General features: G+C 61.4%; 17 protein-coding genes. 3 read left to right on the forward strand and 14 right to left on the reverse strand.

What is annotated here, in order from left to right; genetic code table 11:
* Positions 1–67: 67 nt before the first annotated feature.
* Complete coding sequence (locus tag AC07OT_RS20135; RefSeq protein WP_495101641.1) at positions 68–1,084, reverse strand: ABC transporter substrate-binding protein; 1,017 nt, start codon at positions 1,082–1,084, stop codon at positions 68–70.
* Positions 1,085–1,217: 133 nt separating this feature from the next.
* Entirely contained in the window at positions 1,218–1,667 is a 450-nt protein-coding gene (locus AC07OT_RS20140; protein ID WP_065941180.1) for a hypothetical protein, read from the reverse strand.
* 416 nt (positions 1,668–2,083) lie between these two features.
* Here AC07OT_RS20140 and AC07OT_RS20145 point away from each other — a divergent pair, with 416 nt between their 5' ends.
* The 3 genes from AC07OT_RS20145 to AC07OT_RS20155 all read left to right on the forward strand — a co-directional run bounded on the left by AC07OT_RS20145 (position 2,084) and on the right by AC07OT_RS20155 (position 3,005).
* Positions 2,084–2,350, forward strand: coding sequence for a hypothetical protein (locus AC07OT_RS20145; protein WP_115486272.1), 267 nt, complete (start codon positions 2,084–2,086; stop codon positions 2,348–2,350).
* A 115-nt stretch (positions 2,351–2,465) separates the two neighbouring features.
* Positions 2,466–2,696 (forward strand): hypothetical protein, encoded by a 231-nt coding sequence (locus AC07OT_RS20150; protein ID WP_065927941.1) that lies wholly within the window; start codon positions 2,466–2,468, stop codon positions 2,694–2,696.
* Positions 2,697–2,768: 72 nt separating this feature from the next.
* Positions 2,769–3,005 (forward strand): DUF2789 domain-containing protein, encoded by a 237-nt coding sequence (locus AC07OT_RS20155; protein WP_027606523.1) that lies wholly within the window; start codon positions 2,769–2,771, stop codon positions 3,003–3,005.
* 81 nt (positions 3,006–3,086) lie between these two features.
* Here the strand turns inward: AC07OT_RS20155 and AC07OT_RS20160 are convergent, their stop codons facing one another.
* From AC07OT_RS20160 to iolE, 12 genes are all read right to left on the reverse strand, one after another.
* Positions 3,087–4,769: a methyl-accepting chemotaxis protein gene (locus AC07OT_RS20160; RefSeq protein WP_495108883.1), complete on the reverse strand. Its 1,683-nt coding sequence runs from the start codon at positions 4,767–4,769 to the stop codon at positions 3,087–3,089.
* 96 nt (positions 4,770–4,865) lie between these two features.
* Positions 4,866–5,270 carry a TraR/DksA family transcriptional regulator gene (locus AC07OT_RS20165; protein WP_003191666.1) on the reverse strand — a complete coding sequence of 135 codons (405 nt, stop codon included), beginning with the start codon at positions 5,268–5,270 and terminating at the stop codon, positions 4,866–4,868.
* 325 nt (positions 5,271–5,595) lie between these two features.
* Entirely contained in the window at positions 5,596–6,618 is a 1,023-nt protein-coding gene (locus tag AC07OT_RS20170) for an ABC transporter permease (protein WP_024076018.1), read from the reverse strand.
* A 58-nt stretch (positions 6,619–6,676) separates the two neighbouring features.
* Entirely contained in the window at positions 6,677–8,230 is a 1,554-nt protein-coding gene (locus tag AC07OT_RS20175; RefSeq protein ID WP_495108884.1) for a sugar ABC transporter ATP-binding protein, read from the reverse strand.
* A gap of 65 nt (positions 8,231–8,295) precedes the next feature.
* Complete coding sequence (locus AC07OT_RS20180; RefSeq protein ID WP_027606526.1) at positions 8,296–9,231, reverse strand: sugar ABC transporter substrate-binding protein; 936 nt, start codon at positions 9,229–9,231, stop codon at positions 8,296–8,298.
* Positions 9,232–9,279: 48 nt separating this feature from the next.
* Positions 9,280–9,456: a hypothetical protein gene (locus tag AC07OT_RS20185; protein ID WP_162844258.1), complete on the reverse strand. Its 177-nt coding sequence runs from the start codon at positions 9,454–9,456 to the stop codon at positions 9,280–9,282.
* Positions 9,457–9,583: 127 nt separating this feature from the next.
* Positions 9,584–10,612, reverse strand: coding sequence for a Gfo/Idh/MocA family protein (locus AC07OT_RS20190; protein ID WP_027606527.1), 1,029 nt, complete (start codon positions 10,610–10,612; stop codon positions 9,584–9,586).
* An 88-nt stretch (positions 10,613–10,700) separates the two neighbouring features.
* Positions 10,701–11,711, reverse strand: a complete 1,011-nt coding sequence (iolG, locus tag AC07OT_RS20195; protein WP_027606528.1) for a bifunctional inositol 2-dehydrogenase/D-chiro-inositol 1-dehydrogenase — start codon at positions 11,709–11,711, stop codon at positions 10,701–10,703.
* A gap of 19 nt (positions 11,712–11,730) precedes the next feature.
* Positions 11,731–13,662, reverse strand: a complete 1,932-nt coding sequence (iolD, locus tag AC07OT_RS20200; RefSeq protein ID WP_495108885.1) for a 3D-(3,5/4)-trihydroxycyclohexane-1,2-dione acylhydrolase (decyclizing) — start codon at positions 13,660–13,662, stop codon at positions 11,731–11,733.
* 10 nt (positions 13,663–13,672) lie between these two features.
* Positions 13,673–14,488 carry a TIM barrel protein gene (locus AC07OT_RS20205; RefSeq protein WP_495108886.1) on the reverse strand — a complete coding sequence of 272 codons (816 nt, stop codon included), beginning with the start codon at positions 14,486–14,488 and terminating at the stop codon, positions 13,673–13,675.
* Between the two features lie 23 nt (positions 14,489–14,511).
* A complete protein-coding gene (gene iolB / locus AC07OT_RS20210; protein WP_495108887.1) occupies positions 14,512–15,300 on the reverse strand; it encodes a 5-deoxy-glucuronate isomerase in 789 nt (262 codons plus the stop codon).
* A complete protein-coding gene (iolE, locus tag AC07OT_RS20215; protein WP_141157497.1) occupies positions 15,297–16,190 on the reverse strand; it encodes a myo-inosose-2 dehydratase in 894 nt (297 codons plus the stop codon). Before iolE ends, iolB begins: the two co-directional genes overlap by 4 nt.
* Positions 16,191–16,196: the final 6 nt, after the last annotated feature.

Here is a 16,196-nt window from a genome sequence, read left to right on the forward strand (position 1 = left end):
ACATGTGGGAGGGGGCAAGCCCTCTCCCACATTATTTTTGATCTCCGCTCAGCAATAAGCGCCGTGCTTACTTCAAGCTGGCTTCGACCTTCTGCGCCACATCCTCGGTCAACCAGGCCTTCCACACCTCAGGATGCTCCTTGAGAAACGCCTGGGCCACCTCCCGGGGCGCGGTGTGGTTCTCGCTCATGGTCGCCAGGGCTTTATTCAGCGGCTCGATCGGAAACTCGACCTTCTCGAAAAACCCGGCAATCTGCGGATGTTCCTTCTGGAACGGCGTGGACACGCCAATACTCAGCTTGGATGCCAACGACCGAGTGGGCTTCGGATCGGGGTTATCCGCATCCGTCAGGGTCTTCCAGGCCTCGGCATCGAACGGTGGCTCTTCCAGCTGGATCAGCTTGTAGCGCCCCATCAACGGCGTCGGCGACCAGTAGTAGAACAACACCGGTTTGCCACGACGGATGGACGAGGCAATTTCGGCATCCAGGGCAGCTCCCGAACCGCTGCGGAAGTTCACGTAGCTGTCGTCCAGGCCATAGGCCTTGAGCTTCTGCTTGTTGACCACTTCCGAGGTCCAGCCGATGGGGCTGTTGAGGAAGCGCCCCTTGCCTGGGGATTCGGGGTCCTTGAACACGTCCTTGTAGCGCGCAAGGTCCTTCACGCTCTTGAGGTCCGGTGCCAGGGGCTTGATACCTTTGGACGGATCACCCTTGACCACGTATTCGGGCACCCACCACCCTTCGGTGGCCCCCTTGACCGTATCCCCCAGGCCCACGACCTTGCCTTCGGCCTCGGCCTTGACCCACACCGGGCTGCGGCCGGCCCACTCTTCACCGATGACCTGGATGTCGTTCTTGGCCAGGGCGGTTTCCAGGGTGATGGTGGTACCGGGCAAGGTGTCGGTGGGCAAGTCGTAGCCCTTCTCGACGATGACCCGCAGTATTTCGGTGATCAGGCTGCCGCTTTCCCAGTTCAGGTCGGCAAAGTGCACCGGCGCTGGCGCGGCCGAAACGGGCAGCGAAGCCACTGCTAGACCCAGGGTCGTCAGCGATGCAGCCAACAGCGTTCTCAATCCTTTCATGCCCTTGCACCTCGCGATGTCGCAGCAAACAACGAACGGCTTTGCTGCCTATGCGCGAAGCCTCTGAATAGTTAAGTCAACTCAACTGTAGTAGAGGTTCCGGGAGATAGGAGATGTTCGCAGTATTTACCGATTATTCACTGGCCTTGAACGTCACCAGCTCACCCTTGCGCCATTTGGCGGCCTTGCCGGTCACGGCCTTGAGGGTCTTGGTCAGGCCTTCCTGCAGTTGTTCATTGGCGGCAAACACCAGCATCACACTGTGGCCTTCCTTGAAAACGATGCCCTGGCCCTCGGGCGAGGACACAAAGGCATAGTCGCCCAAGCCATACACCGTCAACTTGATGTCGCGGAACTTGAGTTCGAACTTGCCACCTTCGCGACTGGGCAATACCGCAGCACGGAAGTGGTCGCCCACCTTGAGCTCCAGACGGGGTTTGTCATCCACAACCATGGCCGCTTCGGTATCGATTTCGGCGATATAGATACCTTCCGGCGTCTGCTCGGTGATGTAAACAAAACGGGATTGAAACTGCTTGACCAACTTTGCGCGCAAATCACCCAGCACGAACAACGCGTGCATATCCAGATTACTGACTGCCAAGGAAACGCCCCCACATCGAAATAAAGCACTGACCGCCAGAGCGGGCAGCACAAAGAAACGGCCATCTCGGCACGATCACACAACACATTCATTGAAAAACTGAAGAAGACCCCATTGCTGCGCCCAACGCCCCGGACAGGCATGCACGATGGGCCTTGTGCAGGGACATCAGGCATCGCAGGAAATCACAGGTTCAATAACCGGAGAATACCGGTCGACCCGCTTCAGAGAATAACACTATTAAAAACGCAGTTTCCGACAGCTCATATAAACAAAAACATCTCGGCGTGGAACCAGACGCCGACTGCCGACAACAATACTAAAACAGCGACACGGGTCAAAACCACCTGTAACGCTGCTGGTGGGTCAACAAGATCGATCGACAGGAGCTGACCATGCAACGACGCCAATACGACGCTACGTCTTCCCGCACTCGCTCATCATGTCAGGACGAACAGCAATACTACTGCTTACGCAGTCCCAACGGGTACCCCAATTCGGTTCTTTACCAAGTTGTACCCGCCGGAAGAAACTTCTTCCATATCCGCGAAGTCACCAGTGGCAGGATCAAAGGCTTTCGCAGCGACCACATCGAGGCCTGCGAACTGGCCAAGCGGCTGGAGGCCTCCCTGCACGGCGGAATCGTTTCGTCACCGGGATGACTTTACTGCGCCGCCGCCCTTCAACAACTGCCATACTGGCCTGTCCATTGGAATTTGCCCCCGCACGGGCCAGGTTTCATCAGTGCTGTTGGTTACCTCGAAGGGAAGGCGATACGTGACGGAATTTGATATTGGCGAATTTTTCATCCATGGCGACGCAAGGGAAGTAGACGGTGAGTTTCAAGCAGTGATCGTGATGCGCGCCAAGCCGCCGTTGACCACCGTCACCACGCACCAGGTCGAAAAAGACCGTTGGTTCAAGACCCTCGATACTGCCGCCAGCGCCGGAAAAGAATCCGCCCAGGCACTCAAGGCTGCAGTGGATTCAGGGGCACTGACCTCCTGACAATCCGATCGAACTCTACCGCGCCACAAGCCTCCCATGCATAACGATCCCGAAACCAGCACGGAGACTGACATGGACGCGCCAATACCAACACTCGAAACCTTATTCGAACAACTGGGCCTGGACTCAACCCCCGAAGCCATCGACGCCTTCATTGTCGCGCACCCGCTGAGTGACGACGTCAAGTTGATCGACGCGCCGTTCTGGACGCCGCAACAGGCACAGTTCCTCAAGGAAGAACTGCGTGAAGACGCCGATTGGGCCATGGCGGTGGATGAGCTGAACCAGCGCCTGCATCAACCGCAGTAATCCACACAATGCCGGCTGCCTGGGCGCAATAGCGCTTGCCAGGCAGTTGGTATTTCCCCGCCTCACAGACAACAACACGCCCTAACCCGCAGCCTTCGCCCCCTCCGGCTTATACCCCAGGCGCAGGCCACCCCAATGCCGCCCCCGGACCATGATCGGCACCGACAAGTCGTGCATCAACTCGCCGGTATCGCGGGTGTAGGTCTGCAATAGCACCGCTTGCTGGTGGCTGCCGCAGCGGATCCCGGTGCGGTCTTCGAACTTGCGCTTGGTGCGGTTCTGCACCGCGTCGACCTGAGCATCCCCGGTCAGCGCCTGGGAAAACGCCTTGTTGTGCGTCGGCACATAACCCTGGGGCGTGCAGGCAATGGCAAACACCAAACCTTCATGGCGTGGCAACAGCGCTTCCTGGATGGCCGGCAGCACTTGGTCGGTGTAGCCATCGAACCGGCTGTGGTACTTGCTCGGGCTGGTGTTGGGGATCAAGGTGTAGCTGCGGTCGAACAAGTCATCCAGGCTGATGCGGTTCTGCTGTACATCGGCTTCGAATTGCGCGGCAATCCGGCTCGCGCCTTCGCGCGCCAGATCGTAGATGCGCTGGTGATAGTCATCCAGCCCGACTTCCGCCAGGCGCTCACTGATCGTTTCGGCCTGCCCTTCCATCTGCACAGCGGCATCGGCCAACTGGCGGGTCTGCTGGTCGCTCACGATAAGATCGCTGCGCATTTGCTCCACGGCGTGGAACAGGCTGTCGAGTTGGGCGCGGTTGGTGTCGGTGCCCTGGGCGATTTCATTGACCTGGCCTTCCACGCCCGCCGCCAGGCCGGCAATGTTCTCCAGGTGCTCGCCGGCGTGCTCCACCTGCTCGACACCGGTGTGCAAGTCTGCCGAGAGCTGGCGAATCTGCTCAACCACCTGGGCAGTGCGTTGCTGGATATCCGCCACCATCACCCCGACTTCATCGGTGGCCGTGGCCGTGCGGCCCGCCAGCCCACGCACTTCATCCGCCACCACGGCGAACCCGCGACCGTGCTCACCGGCCCGCGCCGCTTCAATCGCGGCGTTGAGCGCCAACAGGTTGGTCTGGCTGGCGATGGACTGAATCACCAGGGTCACCCGCTGGATTTCTTCACTGCGTTGGCTCAGGGCTTCAATCAACTCCCGACTGGCATTGGCGCGCTGGCTGAGCTGGTGCATACGAATGATCGACTGGGCCAGCACTTCACGGCCTTCAGTGCTGCGCTGATGGGCCTGGCTGGCCGCCTGCAGGGCCTCGCGACTGAGTTGGGAGGTGACCTTTTCGGTGCTGATCATCACCTCGGCACTGCTGACGATCTGCTTGGCCGCGCCCAATTGCGATTGCACTCGAGCCGCCAGTTGCTTGACCGAGTAGGCGACGCCGGCAGCGGACAGTGCGTTGTGGCTGGTGGTATAGGACAGATCGCGGGTCAGCTCGCCAATGGCATCGGCAGTGGCGGGCGGTGCCGTGCGGGAGGTGCGGTTCATAAGGCCTGGCAGCCAGATCACCAGCAAGGCAATGGGCAGGCAGAGGTAGATCGGCAGGCTGGCAAACGCCAGGCCCAGCAGTACCAGCACCAGGGCGGCGCTCTGCAGGAGCGGCATCAACCAGCCGGGCAACCCGCGCACCACCGGTTGCGGTGGCACTGCTGCGCCCATCAGAGATCCGTCTCCAGCCATCGTCGTTACCCCACTGTTTGTCATTTTTGTCCCTGCATTAAACGCCACTATCCAGCCATTATCCATGGGCCTTTAGTGGGGTAGCTTGCAGCAGATCAATAGACGGGGCGTAACGGGTCTTTCTCCGGGGAACCGCCCAGGCGATCCCCCAGCTTCAGCGCATCAGGCTTGGCGCTGGTGCTTGTCGATCTGCTCGTGGCGCTCTTGCGCTTCGATGCAGTACTTGGTGGTCGGGCTGATCAGCAGGCGCTTGAGGCCGATAGGCTCGCCGCTGTCATCGCACCAGCCGAAGGAGTCTTCCTTGATGCGTTCCAGTGCACGCTCGAGCTGCGGCAGCATGCGCTGGTCGCGGTCGATGGCGTTGACCAGCCAGGTGCGCTCTTCTTCAACGGACGCGGCGTCGGCCGGGTCGGCCGGGGTGTCCAGGCTTTCAATGGCGATGCGGTTCTGCTCAATGCGCTCGTGGTGTTCCACCTTCATGTCCTGCAGCAACTTCTCGAAAAAAGCGTGCTGTTCGGCATTCATGTAGTCATCCGCCGGCATGGCCAGCAACTTTTCCTTTGTCATTGATTTCTCTATAAAAAATACGTGCATTAAGGCGAATAAGGGAGCGTTCCGGTCGACCTCTGCAGGTCTCGGAAAGGCGCCATCCATTCCAAGCGCCACCCGGCACTCAATTTACGAGGGGCGGCAGTCTAAGGCCGACTTGAGGGCACAGCAACTGAAATGACAGGCATTTTTTCCGATATAACCCCCAAAGGCACCAGGACGGGCTTGGCGAATGGTTATCGGAGTGCGTTTATAGCAGGAAAGTTCGTACAGCAGCTATAAGCCGCAGGCTGCAAGCGACAAGCTGTAGAGCTCATCGAACTTGCAGCTTGCAGCTTGCAACTCAGCGCTTGAGCTTGCGCTTGTTGCGGTACTGGTCGATCACCACCGCCACCACAATGATCAGGCCCTTGATGATGTCCTGGATATACGCATCCACCCCGACAAAGGTAAACCCGCTGGCCATCACCCCAAGGATCAGTGCGCCGATCACGGTACCGGTGATACGCCCTACCCCGCCCGCCAGGCTGGTGCCGCCGATCACCGCGGCGGCAATCGCATCCAGCTCATAGGACATACCCATGCCCGCCTGGCCGGTGGCGGCGCGTGCCGAGGCCACCACGCCGGCCAGACCGGCGAGCAACCCGGCGATGCTGTAGACGATGATCAGGTGGCGCTTGACGTTGATCCCCGAGGTCCGAGCCGCCTGCATATTGCCGCCGATGGCGTAGGTGTACTTGCCGTACTTGGTGTAGCGCAGGGCGATATGGAAGATCACCGCCACCACCAGGAAAATGATCACCGGCATCGCGCCATGACCGATGGCCGTGTACGAATCCGAGAGCATGCTCACCGGCTGGCCTTCGGTGTAGTAGCGCGCCAGGCCACGAGCCGAGACCATCATGCCCAGGGTCGCGATAAACGGCGGAATACCGGTGACGGCGATGATGCTGCCGTTGATCGCCCCCGCCAGCAGCCCCACGCCCAACCCCATCGCCACCGGAATCCACACCGGCAAGTCCGTCAGCGAAGGGAACACCGCCCGGGAAAAGTCGGAGGTTTGCGCCAAACTGGCGGCGATCATCGCCGACAGCGCCAGCACCGAGCCCGACGACAAGTCGATCCCGGTGGTGATGATCACCTGGGTCACCCCGATGGCCAGCAAGCCGATGATGGACACCTGCAGGATCATCAGCACCAGGCGCTGGGAGTTCATCAGGAAGCTCTGGTCCCGCACGATCCAGCCAAACAGCTCAAACACCAGTCCGATGCCGATCAGCACCAGGAAGATGCTCAGCTCGGTGGGCAAGCGCCGACGGTGCTTGACCGGGGCCGTGGCAGGCTTGTTGTCCGTTATTGCGTTCATAGCCAATCACCTTCTTATTCTATGGCGCGGACCAACCGCAGGCCCGCGCGGCTGTTCGTCAGTGGACCGCGGTCATACCGGAGGCCAGCTGCATGACTTTTTCCTGGGTCGCATCGGCGCGGTCCAGGGTGCCCATCAGTTCGCCTTCGTGCATCACCATCACCCGGTCGCTCATGCCCAGCACTTCAGGCAGCTCGGAGGAAATCATGATCACCGCCATGCCTTCGCTGGCGAGGAAGGCGATCAAGCGATAGATCTCGGCCTTGGCCCCCACGTCGATGCCCCGGGTCGGTTCATCGAGGATCAGCAAGCGTGGGTTGGTCATCAACCAGCGCGCCAGCAAGGCTTTCTGCTGGTTGCCGCCGGACAGGGTGTCGATGCACTGCTCCAGGGACGGCGTCTTCACCCGCAGTTTCTTGCACATGTCCTCGCACAGGGCGCGCAAGGCTTTCTGCTGGATAAACCCGTTGCCCGAATAGTGCGGCAGCACGGCCATTTCCATGTTTTCCAGCACCGACAGGCAGGGGAACAGGCCACTGAGCTTGCGGTCCTCGGTCAACAGCGCAAAGCCTTTTTCGATGGCCATGTGCGGGTCACTGATGCGCACCGCCTCGCCATCCAGGGTGATCTGCCCACCGCTGCTGGGGGTGATGCCGAAAATGGTTTCCGCCACGTTGGTGCGCCCCGAGCCCATCAGCCCGGCGATGCCGAGGATCTCACCGGCATGCAGGTCGAACGACACGCCCTGGAACACCCCGTCCAGGCGCAGGTCGCGCACCGACAGCAGCCGTTCGCCGATGGGCGTCTCGCGCACCGGGAACAACTGGCTCAGCTCGCGGCCCACCATCATCGAGATCAGGCTGTCGCTGTTCATGCTGTCGGCGCGTTGCAGGCCGATGTACTGCCCATCGCGGAACACCGCCACTTCATCGGCAATGGCGAACACTTCGTTCATTTTGTGCGTGATGTAGACGATGCCTTTGCCCTGGGCCTTCAGGTCGGCAATGATCGAAAACAGGTGGGCCACTTCCTTCTCGGTAATGGCCGATGTCGGTTCATCCATGATCAGGATGTCGGAGTCATAGGACACAGCCTTGGCAATCTCGACCATCTGCCGCTCGGCGATGCTCAGGTTGCCCACGTGTTCCTCGGGGTCCAGGTTGATGCGCAGGCGCGCCAGCAACTCGGCGGTGCAGCGGTGCATTTCGCGGTGGTTGACCATGTGCAGGCTGTTGAGCTGCTCGCGGCCGATCCAGATATTCTCGGCGATGCTCATGTGCGGCATCAGGTTGAGCTCCTGGTGGATCATCGCGATCCCGGCTTTCTGCGCCGCCAGCGGCGTGTCAAACACGATGGGCTTGCCGCGCAGGCGGATTTCACCGGCGTCGGGCTGGTAGATGCCGGCGATGATTTTCATCAAGGTCGACTTGCCCGCACCGTTCTCGCCCATCAGCGCCAGCACCGTACCGGGGCGAACACGCAGTTGTACGTCGGCCAGGGCCACGACGCCGGGAAAGCCTTTGCTGATGTTGACGATTTCCAACAGGTAGGGTTCGTCCAGCGGCAACGGCTGGATCCCGGGAGGCTGCGAGACAGTGGCTTGAGCGAGCATAAGACGGTACTCCATCAGCAGGGCGGGCACGACCGCCCTGCCGGTTCATTGTTGTTATGTCAGGGCTACTTGAACGTGGCGACGTTTTCCGGGGTGATCAGCTGGAACGGGATGATCACGTTCTGCTCGACCGGTTCCTTCCTGGCCATTTTGCGCGCCGCTTCCACCGAACCCACTGCCTGGCCCTTGGCGTCCTGGAACGCGGAGGCGGCCATGTCACCCTTGGTGATCGCATTCAAGCCATCCGGCGTACCGTCGACCCCCGCGATCAGCACACTGCCCTTTTCCTTGCCGGCCGATTTCAGCGCCATGGACGCGCCGATGGCCATCTCATCGTTGTTGGCCAGTACCGCATTGAACTCGCGGCCCTGGGTCAGCCAATCGTTGACCAGGGTCATGCCCTTGTCCCGCAGCCAGATACCGGTCTGTTCCTGTTCGATCTTGATGTCCGGGTACTTGGCCAGCACTTCCTTCACACCCTTGGTGCGGTTGGTGGTGGAGTTGTTCGCCAGGTCGCCCAGCAGGATCACGATCTTGCCCTTGCCGCCAAGTTTCTCAGCGATGTATTGCATTTGCAGCTTGCCGGCCTCGACGTCATCGGAGGTCACAGCCACCACGTCCTTGGGCAAGTCCTTCTGGTCGGGACGGCGGTTGACGAACACCAGCGGGATGCCGGCCTTGGTCGCGGCATTGATGATGTTCTTGGTAGAAGCCGTGTCGACCGGGTTGACGATAATGGCGTCGACTTTCTGGCTGATGAAGTTCTCCACCTGGCTCAGTTGCTTGACCACATCGGCGCGGGCGTCTTCGAACTGCAGCTGCACGCCGTCACCCTTGGGATAGGACTTGGCCTGCTTGTCCATGTCTTCGCGCAGGTAAGTGAGGAAGGTGTCATCGAAGGCGGACATGCTCACGCCGACCTTGATGTCGGCGGCACTGGCAACACCGCTGGCCAGCAGCATGGATAAAGCCAGCGCGGTAAAACGGATCGGGGTCTTCATGAACGGTCTGTCTCCACTTTCTTGTTGGTTTTTTGGACGTTGCGTTTATCAGAGCTCGGCAGGCACGCGTACGACCGGTGCGCCTGGAATGCAGCAGACCAGCGCGCCCTGGTTTTCGACGCACAGCACATTAAGGAAGGAGAAGTAGAACGGCCGGGCGCGGGGCAGGCCGCGGGGCGTGTGGGCAGGGCGTAAAACTCGCAGTACAGCGTTGAAGATTTTCATCTGACGGTACCTGGTTGTTTTTGATCTTGTTTTTGTTGAGTCGTGCGAATCGAGTCCGAACGTACTTTATGCAACCTGGAAAAGACTTTATTGGAAAATAATTTCCATATCAACCTGTTTTAGAATTTTATTCTATTTTTGTTGAAACCACCTGCTGGCGCTCGGCGCTGAGGCGTGCGGCGTCCAATATACGCGTGGTTTCCAGCGCGTCATAAGCGTCCACGGGCAATGGGCCCTGCCCGTTTACCGCCGCTTGCAACTGGCGATAGAACTGGGTCCAGCAGCCCTTCTCCGACGGCACTCGCTCACGTTCCGGCCCCTGTTCGAACCAGCCCCAGCGGCGATGTTCTTCTGCGCCCCAGTGCTCGCCCTCGGTTTTCGGCGACTTGCCGGCCATCAGCGCCTCTTCCTGGCCATCCAGCCCGTCCACGGTGTAGCAACCCGATGTGCCACTGACGCGAAAACGCGGGGCCTGGCTGTTCTGCAGGGCATTGCCCCACAAATGGGAAACCACCCCGTTGGCGTGGGTCAGGGAGACGAAGAAGCCGTGGTCGACAGTGGGATATTCAGGGGTGAACTGTAACTGCGCAAAGACCCGGTCCACCGGACCGAACAGTTGCAGCGCCTGGTCCACCAGGTGGCTGCCCAGGTCGCGCAGCCAGCCGCCGCCGCTGGCATTGCCCACGGCCTGCGGGCTGTAGCGCTCGACGCGGGATTCAAAGCGGGTGATCTCGCCCAGGGCACCGGCGTCGATCAATTTGCGCAGGGTCAGGTAGTCCGAGTCCCAGCGCCGGTTCTGGTAGACGCTGAGCAACACCTCATGGCGCTCGGCGGCCGTGATCAGCGCCTGGGCCTGTTCGGCGTTGGCGGCAAAGGGTTTGTCACTGACCACCGCCACGCCGTGCTCGATGGCTTCCAGCACCAACGCCGGACGGCCCTTGAGGGTGGTGGAAATCACCAGGGCATCGACACCGGCTTCGACAATCTGGCCGATGCTGTCAAAGGCCTGGACGCCGGGGTGGTCGGTTGCCAGTTGCTGGCGACGTTCGGGTGAGCGGGTGACGACACCGACAAACGTCGCCCCCGGCAAAGTCGCAATCAGCGGCGCATGAAAGAAGCGCCCTCCGTGGCCATAGCCGACAAGTCCGATTCTCATGATCAACTCCTGAATTGAATTGGAAACCAATCAACTGTGGGAGGGGGCTTGCCCCCTCCCACATTTTTGACAGAGTTCCTTCAGTGATTTAGCCGTAGAAGTGTGGGCGATCCGGCAGGCTGACCTTGACGATCTGCTCACTGCCCTGGGCCTCAATACACGCATCCGCCGCCACCGCCGCCGCAAAGCCATCCCACGCCGACGGCCCGCCGACCTGACCGGCGCGTACGCTGTCAATAAAGGCCTGCAACTCCACGTCATAGGCCCCGATAAAACGGTCCTTCCAATCCATCAGGATCGCATTCGACAGCTTGGCACCGCTGCGCAGTTGCACCTGGGACGGCTCCGGCAATTTGGCGATGCCGGTCTCCCCCACCACTTCGCACTGGATGTCGTAGCCGTACTGGCAGTTCACAAACACTTCCACGTCGATACGGGTGCCCTTGGCGGTTTCCAGCAGCACGATCTGCGGGTCGCGCAGATGGGCCAGGGCCTTGCTGGTCTTGCGCGGGAACACCACCTGCACCGACACGTAGTCGTCGTTGAGCAGCCAGCGCAGGACATCCAGCTCGTGGATCAGGGTGTCGGTAATCGCCATGTCGGTCTTGTAGTTCTCGCCCACCGTCGGGTTGCGGTGCGCGCAGTGCAGCATCAACGGCTCGCCGATCTGGCCGCTGTCGATCACCGCCTTGAGGGCGCGATACCCTTCGTCATAGGGACGCATAAAGCCTACTTGCACCAGGCGCTTGCCGTAGGCCACTTCGGCGTCGACGATCCTGCGGCAGCCTTCGGCCGTCACCGCCAGGGGCTTTTCACAGAACACCGGTTTGCCGGCGGCGATGGCGGCGAGCACGAATTCCTCGTGGCTCGGGCCCCAGGACGTGACCAGGATCGCCTCGACCTGCGGCGAGTTGATCAGCCCATGGCCATCCGCGTACACCTCGGCGTCCAGCTTCAACTCCGCGACCACCTTGGCGGCCTGCTCAAGGTTGATGTCGGTCACCGCCACCACCTGGCTGTTGAGCAGGGTCTGGCTGCAACGACGAATATGATCGCGGCCGATGGCGCCGGTACCGATTACACCAAGCTTCAAAGACATACAAACGCTCCTCTTGTTATTAGTACTGCCGGGCCTTGGCCAGGTGTTCATTGAGTTTTTTTGCCGCCGCGTTAGTGCGTTCGCTGGTGGACACCTGCGCCACCCCCACCCGCCACCACGACAGGTAGCCGTGGACCATGGTCTTGGGCAGCACCTTGATGTCGATCAGGGTCGAGACGCTTTGCGTGCGCGCATCGGCCAGGGCCGCTTCCAGCTGCTCCACCGTGCTGACCTTGTAGGTCTTGCAGCCATAGGCCGCCGCACTCATGGCGAAATCCACCGGCACCAGGCCGCCGTCGAGCTTGCCGCTCTCGGGGTTGCGGAAACGGAACTCGGTGCCGAAGCTGTCCATGCCGTTGCCGATCTGCAGGTTGTTGATGCAACCGAAGGCCATGTTGTCGAGCAGCACCACGTTGATCTTGCGGCGTTCCTGGATCGAGGTGGCCAGCTCCGAGTGCAGCATCATGTAGGAGCCATCGCCGACCAGGGCATAGACCTCCTTGGTCGGCTCGGCGAGCTTCACGCCGAGGGCGGCGTTGATCTCATAGCCCATGCACGAATAACCGTACTCGACGTGGTAGGTGTTGACGCCCTTGCTGCGCCAGGCACGCTGCAGGTCGCCGGGCAGGCTACCGGCCGCGGCGACGATGATCGCGTCGTCGGCCAGGGTCTGGTTGAGCACGCCGAGCACCCGGCTCTGGGTCAGGCACGAGCCGGTCAGTTCGATAAATTCACGCAGCACGGCGCGGTCCAGGTGGTCGTCGACTTCCGGTACGAAATCATCGCCGTGGTACTCGACCTGATGCACACGGTCCACTTCGGCGTCCAGCTGCGCCTTGGCGTCGGCGATCTGCTCGCCCCAGCCGGACCGGTAATCACCAAGGGCATCGGCTAGCGCTTCGAGGGCGACCTTGGCGTCGGCCAGCACCTGCACGCCGTCGAGTTTCAAGGCGTCGCAGGGGCTGATATTGAGGTTGAGGAACTTCACCTCGGCATGCTTGAACAGCGATTTCGACGAGGTGGTGAAGTCGGTGTAACGGGTGCCGATGCCGATGATCAGGTCGGCCTCGGGCGCCAGCAGGTTGGCGGCCAGGCAGCCGGTCTCGCCGATACCGCCCACGTTCAGTGGATGGCTGGAGACCACCGCGCTCTTGCCCGCCTGGGTTTCGGCGAAAGGAATATCAAAGCGCTCGGCAAAGGCTTGCAAGGCAGCATTCGCACCAGAGTACTTCACGCCGCCACCGCAGATGATCAGCGGTTTGCGCTTGCCCCGGAAGGCGGCCAACCCATCGCCGATCATTGCGGCGGTGGCCGGGCGGCGGTCGATACGGTGCACCCGTTTTTGCAGGAAGTAATCGGGGTAGTCCCAGGCCTCGGCCTGCACGTCCTGGGGCAGCGCCAGGGTCACCGCGCCGGTTTCGGCGGGGTCGGTGAGCACGCGCATGGCATGAATCGCCGCCGTCATCAGTTGCTCGGGGCGGTTGATGCGGTCCCAGTACTTGCTCACGGAACGGAAGGCATCGTTGGTGCTGATACTCAGGTCGTGGAACTGCTCGATCTGTTGCAGCACCGGGTCGGGCTGGCGGCTGGCGTAGACATCGCCGGGCAGCAACAGCAACGGGATACGGTTGGCGGTGGCGGTCGCGGCGGCGGTGAGCATATTCGCCGCACCTGGGCCGACGGAGGCGGTGCACGCGTAGATCTTGCGGCGCAGGTGCTGCTTGGCAAAACCGATGGCGGCATGGGCCATACCCTGCTCGTTACGGCCCTGATGCACCACCAGGTCGCCGCTGTCCTGTTCCAGGGCCTGGCCCAGGCCCAGCACATTGCCGTGGCCGAAAATGGTGAACACACCGGCGACGAACTTGCTCTGCACGCCATCGACTTCGATGTACTGGTTATCCAAAAACTTCACCAGGGCCTGGGCCATGGTCAGTCGGGTGGTGGTCATGTCGCGCCCCTTATCGTTTCTGCAGGTGGGCGATGCTTGCCCCCAAGGCCTGCTGGATATCCGCCAGCTCGTGCACGCTTGTCGCAAACGGTTCGAACGACAGGTAGCCGCCGTAACCGCTGCTGAGCAAGGTGTCGATCTGCGCGGTATTGCCGAGGATATCGCCCTCGCCCACCAGCACGCGGTGACCGTCGCGGATCGAATTGAGCGGGGCCTCGGCATCTTCCACGCCGGAGATATGCACCAGCCCGGTCAGCTCCGGGAAGAACTCATGCTCGCTGGCCAGGTGGTGGTGGAAGGTGTCGTGCACCAGGCGGAATACATCCAGGCCGCCGATGGACTGGATCGCGTCCACCGCCACGCGCTTGCGGCGCATGGCACATTCTTCAAAGCCCAGGGGCTCGATAAACCCGAGAATCCCGTACTCGCGCAGGATCGGCGCCAGTTGGCTCAACGCGGTGCGCAAACCGGCGGCGCGCTGGGCTTCGTTGCGGGTGTCGCCGGGTTCATTGAACGGGCACATCACCAAGCCTTGCGCACCACATTCGCGGGCATAGGTGGCGAGCGCTATCGCCTGGGCGCGGCGCTCGTCATTCCACACGTCAAAGGGGTACAGCGCGTTGATCGACAGCACCGTGATGCCCTGGGCCGCGCACAATTCGCGCACGCGGCCGGCCGGGGCGCCGTATTCGATCTGGCGATCCTTGAGGTCGTTGCGAATCTCAATGGCATCGCATTTCAAGGCCACGGCCAGCTGGATGAAATCCGGCAGGGACAGGTTGGGCGCGACCATACGGTTGAGGGCAAAGCGTAGAGGCGACTTCATTGTTGTTCTCCGTCCAACACCGTTTAAAGGTCCAGCAGCCAGCTGTGCTGCGGGTCGTTGTGGAAATGCCAGGCGCGCTTGGGGCCGGCCATCACGTTCAGGTAGTAAGACTCGTAGCCATACGGCACGCTGACCGGGTGATAGCCCTTGGGCACCACCACCAGGTCGCTGTTTTCCACGGCCATGGCCTGGTCGATGCTGCGGTCGTCGGTGTACACCCGCTGGAACACGAAGCCCTGGGGCGGGTTGATCTGGTGGTAGTAGGTCTCTTCGAGAAAGCTCTGGTGCGGCAGGTCGTCGGTGTCGTGCTTGTGCGGCGGGTAGCTCGACGAATGCCCGGACGGCGTGCGCACTTCCACCACCAGCAGCGAATGGGCCGGGTCGGTATCCGGCAGGATGTCGCACACGTAACGGGTATTGGCGCCTTTGCCGCGGACGCTGCGCTTGCACTGTTCGGGGCGGATCAGGCGTGGCTCGAAACCCGGCGCACCCGGCGCGGCGCACACGGCAATCTGCACGTCGCTCAACGCGGTGACCTGGGCGTCGGTACCCGGCGGCAGGTACGCGGCGAACGGCGATTTGTCCTCGAACACTGACTGGCGATCACCGAGGTTCTGCCAGTTGAAGCCCTCGCCTTCGATAGTCACCCGGCCGCTGAGCAGCACCAGGCACAACTCCTGATCACCGGCGGTGACCGGCAGGGTTTCACCCAGGCTCAGGCGGTAGGCGGCAAAGCCTACGTACGCCAGGCGGCCCTCTTCCAGGGCAACCATGGTTTGTCCGCGTTTGCTGCTCTTTACCAGCAAGCTCATGGTTTGGTCCTCTCGTTGAGAAGCGTACGCAACGTGTCATAACCCTTTTTTGCATAGACATAGCTGGGCGCCACGGCCGGGTCCTGCTCGGCTTCCACCACCAGCCAGCCCGCGTATTTCGCGGCCAGCAGCACATCGAGCAACTCGGCAAAATCGATATCGCCGTCACCGGGCACGGTGAAGGTGCCGTTGACGATGCAATCGGGGAAGCTCCACATCTGGTTGCGCGCCAGTTGCACCACGGCTTTGCGCACGTCCTTGAAATGCACGTGGCAGACGCGGTCGATATGCTTGCGCAACACCTCGATGGGTTCGCCGCCGCCCATGTAGCAGTGGCCCGAATCGAACAGCAGGCCGACTTCCGGCCCGGTACGGCCCATCAACTGATCGATGTCTTCAGGCGATTCGACGTACGCGCCCATATGGTGGTGGTAGGCCAGGCGCACGCCCTGGGACAAGGTGAAACGCGCCAGCTCGGTGAGCTTGTCGGCGTAGTCCTGCCAAGCCTGTTCGCTGTGGAAACGTGGGCGCTCGATCAGGCGAATGCGCGAGCCCTGGATCGAATCGGCCACCTCGCCGTACACCAGCACCTTGGCGCCGTTTTGTTTCAGCAGTTCGACGTGGCCGGCGATGGCCTCGATTTCTTCGGCCACCGAGCGACGGGCCAGGCGACTGGAGTACCAGCCGGAGACCAGCGCCAGGTCATAGGGGCGCAGGACGTCGCCGACACCCTTGGCGTCCTTGGGGAATTTGCCGTTGAGCTCGAAACCTTCGTAGCCGATTTCCTTGCCTTCGCTCAGGGCGGTGCTCAGCGGGGTTTCACCGCCGAGGGCCGGAAGGTCGTCGTTGCTCCAGGAGATCGGGTTGATGCCAATTCGGATTGCGGGCATGGCTGC

The organism is Pseudomonas sp. GW821-FHT09C10 (genome assembly GCF_059418085.1).

Excerpts from the sequence above, each read along its gene's own strand:
- AC07OT_RS20135 (WP_495101641.1), bottom strand. The coding sequence starts at position 1,084 with ATGAAAGGATTGAGAACGCTGTTGGCTGCATCGCTGACGACCCTGGGT.
- AC07OT_RS20140 (WP_065941180.1), bottom strand. The coding sequence starts at position 1,667 with ATGCACGCGTTGTTCGTGCTGGGTGATTTGCGCGCAAAGTTGGTCAAG.
- AC07OT_RS20145 (WP_115486272.1), top strand. The coding sequence starts at position 2,084 with ATGCAACGACGCCAATACGACGCTACGTCTTCCCGCACTCGCTCATCA.
- AC07OT_RS20155 (WP_027606523.1), top strand. The coding sequence starts at position 2,769 with ATGGACGCGCCAATACCAACACTCGAAACCTTATTCGAACAACTGGGC.
- AC07OT_RS20160 (WP_495108883.1), bottom strand. The coding sequence starts at position 4,769 with ATGGATAATGGCTGGATAGTGGCGTTTAATGCAGGGACAAAAATGACA.
- AC07OT_RS20165 (WP_003191666.1), bottom strand. The coding sequence starts at position 5,270 with ATGACAAAGGAAAAGTTGCTGGCCATGCCGGCGGATGACTACATGAAT.
- AC07OT_RS20170 (WP_024076018.1), bottom strand. The coding sequence starts at position 6,618 with ATGAACGCAATAACGGACAACAAGCCTGCCACGGCCCCGGTCAAGCAC.
- AC07OT_RS20175 (WP_495108884.1), bottom strand. The coding sequence starts at position 8,230 with ATGCTCGCTCAAGCCACTGTCTCGCAGCCTCCCGGGATCCAGCCGTTG.
- AC07OT_RS20180 (WP_027606526.1), bottom strand. The coding sequence starts at position 9,231 with ATGAAGACCCCGATCCGTTTTACCGCGCTGGCTTTATCCATGCTGCTG.
- AC07OT_RS20185 (WP_162844258.1), bottom strand. The coding sequence starts at position 9,456 with ATGAAAATCTTCAACGCTGTACTGCGAGTTTTACGCCCTGCCCACACG.
- AC07OT_RS20190 (WP_027606527.1), bottom strand. The coding sequence starts at position 10,612 with ATGAGAATCGGACTTGTCGGCTATGGCCACGGAGGGCGCTTCTTTCAT.
- iolG (WP_027606528.1), bottom strand. The coding sequence starts at position 11,711 with ATGTCTTTGAAGCTTGGTGTAATCGGTACCGGCGCCATCGGCCGCGAT.
- iolD (WP_495108885.1), bottom strand. The coding sequence starts at position 13,662 with ATGACCACCACCCGACTGACCATGGCCCAGGCCCTGGTGAAGTTTTTG.
- AC07OT_RS20205 (WP_495108886.1), bottom strand. The coding sequence starts at position 14,488 with ATGAAGTCGCCTCTACGCTTTGCCCTCAACCGTATGGTCGCGCCCAAC.
- iolB (WP_495108887.1), bottom strand. The coding sequence starts at position 15,300 with ATGAGCTTGCTGGTAAAGAGCAGCAAACGCGGACAAACCATGGTTGCC.
- iolE (WP_141157497.1), bottom strand. The coding sequence starts at position 16,190 with ATGCCCGCAATCCGAATTGGCATCAACCCGATCTCCTGGAGCAACGAC.